The sequence below is a fragment of the Dellaglioa sp. CoH-57-MRSF-21 genome, assembly GCF_056781915.1.
This window is the reverse complement of the sequence record NZ_JBXAXU010000014.1, coordinates 1-1186: the sequence shown is the minus strand read 5'-3', so window position 1 is coordinate 1186 and position 1186 is coordinate 1. Positions and strand designations below refer to the sequence as shown.

Genomic DNA, 1186 nt, shown 5'->3' with positions numbered 1-1186 from the left:
GGAACGAAAAGCGCGGTACGCGCGACCCGTGATTTGGTGCAGTGGAAGAAGCATGAACCTCGAATGATATGGTTCGGGACAGTTGCCCAAATACGCGAAACTGCACGAAAATTGAAGGATTCTGGGGTTTTTGTGCAAAATGCGGGCACCTTGAACAAGCAGTTCCGTGACATGAAGAAGTTGAAAGTACGAGTACTGAGCTGATCCCACGATCAGCAATTTAATGACGGCGGCCGGGGAAACTCGACCGCCGTTTTTCTATTCTGAATCAGGAGAAATTTATGGCTATTTTCAACTACGCGATCCTGAAGGAAGCGATGCGCGAAGCTGGCTACGAAGTTAGCATCGTCGAACACATTGGCCTCCGTCACCTGGAAACGCTACCTACTACGATCCCGGGCCATCCAGACGNAGATGCGGTCGCAACGCCGGCACCTGTCGCAGCTCCTGTTGCTGAGGCTGCTGTCGAACAAGCTGCTTCGGAAGTTAAGGCAGATGAATCGCCTGCCGAAGTTGCTCAGGAGCCCGTGGCTGAACAAGAGGCCTCGGCCCCAGAAGCGCAAGAATCAGCACCTGAGGCGGAAGCTCAAGAGCCGGCACATGATGCAGGGACCGACGAGGCTGTGGAACATCAGGAAGCTGCACAAGAACAGGCCGACGGCGCTGCTGACGAGCACACTGCTGAGTAATCCTAAGGGAGGTGGACCATGGCAGCAAAAATCACGGGTAACCACGCGCCCTATCGCAATGGGCTGGCAGGTATCGGTGCCGCCTCCGTTCCACAGGGCTTGATTGGCTGGGTTGGAGCAGTATCCGAAAAAGCAGATGACGTTCTTTACCTTCCGATCACCGAGTGCGCAGGTAATAACACGCGTCCTCTGGGGTTTGCATTTCAGCTAGTTGGGTCTGGTAGCGCCACTGTCCAGTTCACGCTGCAAAATGCAGGTCTGGCTTGTGATCCAGACCCAGCCGTGCAGGCCGCTGTGAAATGGGTAGACGGGCCAACACCTATTACCCTCACCGGAAACGGGCCGATAGTTCAATCGGATATGCCGTTCTCCGCACTAAAGGTAACTTTCGCTTCGAAGGGCACCGAGTTTTACGTCGTATCCAAATAATAAGGAGTGCGTATGAAACCAATCATGCCGCGCTCGTTCAGCAACGCGACTGCACCAAGTCAGCGTGC

At 54.6% G+C, this 1186-nt stretch carries 2 protein-coding genes; both read left to right on the top strand.

Annotated features, from left to right (window positions below; genetic code table 11):
- A partial coding sequence (locus AC1RPQ_RS07610; protein ID WP_481762204.1) for a hypothetical protein occupies positions 1–204 on the top strand: 204 nt, incomplete at its 5' end.
- Between the two features lie 503 nt (positions 205–707).
- Complete coding sequence (locus tag AC1RPQ_RS07605) at positions 708–1118, top strand: hypothetical protein (protein ID WP_391857913.1); 411 nt, start codon at positions 708–710, stop codon at positions 1116–1118.
- Positions 1119–1186: the final 68 nt, after the last annotated feature.

Coding starts and splice junctions, on each gene's coding strand:
- AC1RPQ_RS07605 (WP_391857913.1), top strand. CDS start 708: ATGGCAGCAAAAATCACGGGTAACCACGCGCCCTATCGCAATGGGCTG.